This is a genomic window from Capnocytophaga sp. oral taxon 326 str. F0382, assembly GCF_000318295.1.
GTDB lineage: Bacteria > Bacteroidota > Bacteroidia > Flavobacteriales > Flavobacteriaceae > Capnocytophaga > Capnocytophaga periodontitidis.
This window is the reverse complement of the sequence record NZ_KB291456.1, coordinates 79916-85849: the sequence shown is the minus strand read 5'-3', so window position 1 is coordinate 85849 and position 5934 is coordinate 79916. Positions and strand designations below refer to the sequence as shown.

Genomic DNA, 5934 nt, shown 5'->3' with positions numbered 1-5934 from the left:
GTCATTCGTCACTCGTCATTCGTCACTCGTCATTACTGAGTGATATTTGCGCCAGAGGCAGAGCCGATACCTACTACTTCGTCATAGAGAGCGCCAGGAGCGCGGTAGTATACAAGCACAAGGTAAGTATTTTCTGTCTGCTGAAAATTACCACTTATCTCATTAAAATCAATTGTGTTACCTGATTTGGTAGCAAACTTATAGTTGTAAAACCCTTGTTTGAGGAGTACTTTTCCTTTGAAAAGTCCGTCTTTTTCGTCATAAGTGAGTTTGTATTCCTCGCGGAGTTCGTAGTTACTGAATTTGCCGTATACATACACTTCTTTATTCCAAAAAGTAGATTTGCCTTCTAAGGCGAAATGCACTTGGGTGTAATCGGCTTCGTTCGCAGGGTTCATTCCGTTGAGCGTACTAACCAAGAAATCGCCATTGATATCAGGATAATAGGTATAGACATTGCTCGCACGGCTTACATTAGGGAAGAGGTAGCTATTCACCCATTTGCTACGGTCGATACGCGAAATACCCGATGCAGGCACTCGTATATCCTTGCTATCAAAATAGAAATACTCATTACCACCCCAAAAAGCTGTTTCGCGGTCGTAGCGATACACGAGGTCGTTACCCATTACATACTGAGGTTTTACGCCCGTGATAGCCGTATCCCAACGGTAGTTTTGCAGGATAGCTACTTTCACTGCTACATTGGGATTATCAAGTCTGAAATCCTTCTGCCGAATGGTGAACTGTACCACTTGTTGGGTGTCGAAGTATTGCAAATCGCGAGCGCGTTTTACTTCGGTGAGTACGTTCACTTGGGGGGTATAAAGTACAAAACGGCGTGAAAAGAGCTCTGTGCCATAACTATCGGTGATAGAGAGCATATAGTTGCCATTAAGAGTGATTTTGGTGAGTTCGTTAGGGAAAGTAAGGCGGTAATGCGAATAACCTTGCAGGGTGCCATAGGAGTTGCTCTCGGGCTGTAGCGGTTGGCTATCAATACCTTTGAGGTATTCGCTTTTCAGTAGAGAAGAGGCAGACCAATCGGCATTGCAATGGGTAATTTTATAGTAGTAAGTTTCCTCATTCCCCCCGAGGTCATCGAACTGCAAGCTAAACGACTCGTTACGGCGCACGATAGGAAATTGGTTTTTGTCGTTGGCGTCGGCTTTGAAAATAATTGTTTTGATATAGTCGGGTGGGGTTTTCTCCACCAATGCTTGTGCTTGCATTGTAAAAGGGAGTAGGAGTAAAAGTATAAGTTTTTTCATAAGAGATATTAGTTATTCTATAGAAAATATTTTTTTTATGTTCTTTATGTACTTGGAAGCATTGTTGCCTTCTAAAACTAAAGAAGTTTCTCTGTTAGCGTATTTTTCATCACGTGAAGCTGATAACCAATTAAAAGATCCTTCTATCAGTCTTCTATCATCAACACAAATACTTTTGCTATGTATTTGTTTGTATACTATTAAATTAGCACCAGAATTTTTAAGTTCTTCACGACCTTCCAAAGAAATGTTTTTAATACTACCATTTTGTTGTTTATCAAAATTCTCATCTGTAATGATAGTAACTTTAATTCCTTTTGTGATGACATTTTTTATGAGTTCAAGTATATTGTCCTTTTTAATAGCATTAATAGATATGAAAGGAGAACAAATAATAATATGTTTTTCAGCAAGTCTAAAACATTCCTTTAAAGCATTTCTGTGTTCATCTAAAGTGTTTAAATATAGAACTTTATCATCAATGTTAGTAAATAATATATTTTCTGAAAAAATAAAGTTGTTATCTAATTCGTTTTCTTTTTTGTTGTATAATAATTCGGCTAAATATGAAGATGGTGTCTTTTGTCCTTCTTGGAAGATATTCATATTACCAAAAACAATGAAAGAATGTTTAGCTCTAGTAGTGGCAACATTGAGCATATTTATTTTTCCCCCATAATTCATAAATGCAGGTTTCATAGGATCTGAATTTACGGGAGAGAATAATATAATAGGTCGTTCTGCACCTTGTAAAGCATGTACAGTGCCTATTATAATTTTTTCTGCAATTGTCTCTGGAAAATGGTTTTTGACTAACTCTTTTAAATATTCTTTTTGAGCTGAATAAGGTGTTACAATGGCAATTATTTCGTCTAAAGTTTTCTTGTATGCACTTGTTAGTTCTTCTTCATTGTTTTTTAGCCAATGTATTAAAATATTTGCTTCAATAATATTTCTGCTACTTGAAAAATATTTTTCACAAATACCATCAATGTGTAAATATCCTAATTTAGGGAGTAGATGTTTTTTATTATGATTTTTACCTCCCAATAAAATCAAACTATTATTGTATACATTTTTTTGGGCAAAAGCAATTATATCATCTAAACATCTTCTATGTTCTCTTAATAAAGTACCTTTTTGACTACTTCCGTCAGCAGCTTTATAAAAAAAAGGAGTTCTATCTAGAGCTATTTTCATAACACTACCATCACAAGCTAAATAGCCTCTTTGGCTAAGAATTATAAAATCTTTTTCGTTATTTATAACGTTGTATTGTTCTAAGTTTTTACGATCTATAGTAGGGACAATTCCCCAAATGGGTTCTATCTGATGGATGTCACCTACTATTAATGCTTTTTTAGTAAGAAAAAAAGAAGGAATAGCAACTTCTGGAGAAACTTGTCCAGCTTCATCAACGATCATCAAATCAAATAAATTAGGAATGAATATATTTCCTTTACCATAAGAAAGATCTTTACAGAATTTTGGTAATGTATGAAAGGTTGAAATAAAAAGAGGAGTTAATTTAGCAATTCTTCTCATTTTTGTAGATATAGATTCTTTTTCATCAGAAGTGTTAGAAGAAAGTTCTTCTATAAATTCAGCTTCTCTGTAATGGACACATAACCAAAAAAGTTTATGTCTTAAAGAAATATCAAGTTTTACATTCATATCTTCTATAAATGATAAACCTTGGTACTCATCTTTTGTTTTATTAACCAGATTGTCCCACTTCTCTTGATAGATACTTTGCCATTCTTCTAAACTTGTGTTGTAAATTTTATTTCTTTTCTCACATTCTGAATTTATTTCATAAAAATTTTTGAGTGTATTTTCTAATCTATCTAATTTATCTTGTTCTTTTAAAAGTATACTATCAGTAACAGATTGTATTTCATAGTATTTATAAAAAGCAATATCCTGATAAAAGGAGAGCTCTTCTCTTAGAATAAATTTAAAAGCATTTTCTTTGATTCTTTTAAAATTAGGAAAAGGGAAATATTTAATGTAGAAAGGAAAGGAGTTGTATTTTTCCTCTAATAATACTTTGTTTCTATTGAATTTGCTAACAATTTGTTTCTGAGTATGAATCAATTCTTTAACTTTTTCTATAAGAATAGTTAATTTATCTTCAGATTCGATTTTCTGTGCTTTAAGGAATGATGGTATCTCTTGCTTGTTTATGGAAGCTTTAAGATAGGAGTCAATTTCCTCTTTACACTTAAGAATAAGTTTTTTCAACAATTCTTTTGCTTTGCGGATGTTAAAATCCACATTAGTAATTTCTATAAGATTTTCTTTTATGTATTTTAAGAATTGTGAAATGAAAAAACTTTCACTATGAGAATATTCAATATCTCTAACAAAACCTGTGTTAAAATCTTTTATTATTTGATATTTTTTCTCGTCTTTGTTAGTTAAGTATAAACCAAATGAAGAGACAGATTCTATCCATCTTTCTTGTAATATTTTTTTATTTTTGTTCTCTAACTTCATACTATCTAATATATTAGTGATTGCTTGATTGTTAGTAGAACAACCTACAATTAAAGGTGTTTCTATACCTAAAAGAGCAGCATTTACGAAACTGTTAGCTATAAAACTTTGTAAAATAGTAGTTTTTCCCGTGCCAGGAGGTCCATTAATAGCGAAGATGTCATTGAACGTTAGGTTTTGATATTTTGCAAAAGCTTCTCTTTGAGATTTAGACAAAGGGTATTCCTCACCCATATGTCCATAGTGATTAGACACCAAAATAGAAGTTGTTTCTATATTAGTAGGTATTGTGTTAGTGTTAGAGTTTAATAATTTTTCTAAAAGAGTTTTTTGTAGAGTAGATTCATCTAAATTAATTAGATAATTATATAAATTAATGATGTTACGTGTTATGTTACTGTTTTTGTATTTACATAATCTAAACTTAATGCTTTTTTGTGATAAATCGGTTTCTGTATTTTTTTGAAAATCAGAATATCTCTTTTCTGTAATTTTTGTGAAGTAAATAGCGCAATCTTTCCAATATTCACTCCAACTATCTCGGTTAAAATTATAATTAGCTTCTTCAGAATCTAATTTGCTCATTTCAGCGATAGTAGGTCTGTCCTTGGGATTAGGGCTTAGATATTCTCGTAAAAAAATAGGGGTTTCGTCTTCTTTAGGTGGGTATAATGTTCCATCTTCTCCCAAGTAAGCAGGTACCCAATAAGGATATTCTACATTATCATCTTTTTCAATTGAAGTTGAAACAGAATGATCTTTTTCAAATTCTATAAAAATGGGTGCGATTTCTATTTTATTTAATTTTTGTACTTTAAAGTCCAAAGAAGAAATTTCATTTTTGTTTAATTTGATTACCTGAAATTCGACTGTAATGGAGTTTTTGTTAGTAGTATTTACTTTTTTTAAGTAATATTCATCATATTTATTCCATATTTTATCTACCTCTTCCTTGGAAAAAGAAGTTAATTTAAAACTATCTCTGATAATAGGATCTCCTAAAAAATCGACTCTTTTACCTCTTGAAGCGTCTATCAGGGAAGCTCTATAATATTGTAACCATATTTTTAAGTTATTTGTCATTTGTTGTCTATCGTTATTTGAGTGAAAAAGAAATATGATGTTATTAGATTAATATGATAATCGATTGAATGTTACTATTTTACGTTATTGTAAGCACCTTCAAAGGAAGTAATACCTATGTACCTTATTATACTCATATTGGGGTTTTCTCCACCAATGCTTGTGCTTGCAAGGCTAATGGGAATAGGAGCAAAAGTATAAGTTTTTTCATAATGTATAATGTTTGTTTTTGTTTTAGAATTTCTATAGAGGGCGAATTGCCATTCGCCCCTACAATATACCAAAAAGCGATTGATAATCAGGGCAGTCAACTCCTTTCATTGCTCTTTCAATTTTTCGACTACTATTTGGTGGTAGATTTCACCTTTTACAAATATAGAAAAAACTAAAGCTGTTGCAATTACATTTTTCTTCATATCTAACTTCGTTTTTCTGCACATTCGCTTTATAAAAGAGGCGTTTTTCTCCAAAACAACTGCTGGAAAAGAATCTTTTTCTTGTATAAATAGATAAGCAGTAGTGTCGAGTCCTTTTTTGCGATAATAGTTATGTACTTTCTTCTTTATTTTTTTAGGCAAAAAGCGTGCTACAGTATCTAAAAGAAAGAAATTATCTCCCTTTTGTCCATCTCCACAAGGGTAAAAACTCGCTTTAAATTCTTTTTGAGTATAATGAATAGCATCTATTTTGTAAACATCTATATCTGTATAAGCATAATAATCAGTATAACAAGACTTACAAGCACAGGTGTTATCCGTAAAAGTAATGCAATGTTTTTCTTGTGAATACAAGAAAAAAGAACAAAAGTACACAAAAACAATAATATATTTCACTTTACGAGTCGTCATTTATCAATAGGTTTTGCTTCTTTGATGTAAATCATATCTTTTTGTCCTTCAGTATAAAAGGGGAAATAGTTTTTTATAAGAAAACTCATTTATCTATTACCATTAAGTTAACGTGAGTTTGACGTGAGTAATTGTTTAATAATCAGCAAAATGTTTTAAATCTCCCACGAATTTCACGAAATTTCACGAAATTGAGACAGTATAAAACTCTTTACTTTATATTATCTCACGAA

The 5934-nt window shown here is 31.6% G+C and carries 3 protein-coding genes; all 3 read right to left on the bottom strand.

Annotated features, from left to right (window positions below):
• Positions 1–32: 32 nt before the first annotated feature.
• Positions 33–1271, bottom strand: coding sequence for a DUF5103 domain-containing protein (locus tag HMPREF9073_RS12550; RefSeq protein ID WP_009414155.1), 1239 nt, complete (start codon positions 1269–1271; stop codon positions 33–35).
• A gap of 12 nt (positions 1272–1283) precedes the next feature.
• On the bottom strand, positions 1284–4853 hold the full coding sequence (locus HMPREF9073_RS12545; RefSeq protein WP_009414154.1) for an AAA domain-containing protein: 3570 nt from the start codon (positions 4851–4853) through the stop codon (positions 1284–1286).
• 317 nt (positions 4854–5170) lie between these two features.
• Positions 5171–5686, bottom strand: coding sequence for a hypothetical protein (locus tag HMPREF9073_RS12535; protein WP_232212968.1), 516 nt, complete (start codon positions 5684–5686; stop codon positions 5171–5173).
• Between the last annotated feature and the right edge of the window lie 248 nt (positions 5687–5934).